The following is a 380-nucleotide window of genomic DNA, read 5'->3' on the forward strand; positions in this document are numbered from 1 at the left end:
GTCCGCAAGCAGTACTTCTGGCACCGCTTCTTCTCCCACCAGCCCGACCTCAACTACGAGAACCCCGCCGTCCAGGAGGAGATCATCTCCGCGCTGCGGTTCTGGCTGGACCTGGGCATCGACGGGTTCCGGCTGGACGCGGTGCCATACCTGTACCAGGTCGAGGGAACGAACTGCGAAAACCTTCCGGCAACGCACGAGTTCCTGAAGCGGGTCCGCAAGGAGATCGACACGCACTATCCGGACACGGTGTTGCTGGCGGAGGCGAACCAGTGGCCCGAGGACGTCGTCGACTACTTCGGCGACTTCCCCTCCGGCGGCGACGAGTGCCACATGGCGTTCCACTTCCCCGTCATGCCGCGGATCTTCATGGCGGTACG

Annotated in this window: 1 protein-coding gene; it reads left to right on the forward strand. The window is 63.9% G+C overall.

The genetic code is table 11. From position 1 onward, the window contains the following. The coding region (locus KVT44_RS55670; RefSeq protein ID WP_254651243.1) for an alpha-amylase family glycosyl hydrolase at positions 1 to 380 on the forward strand (380 nt) is incomplete at both ends.

Origin of the sequence: Streptomyces sp. GbtcB7, assembly GCF_019091445.1 — a bacterium.
Classification (GTDB): domain Bacteria; phylum Actinomycetota; class Actinomycetes; order Streptomycetales; family Streptomycetaceae; genus Streptomyces; species Streptomyces mirabilis.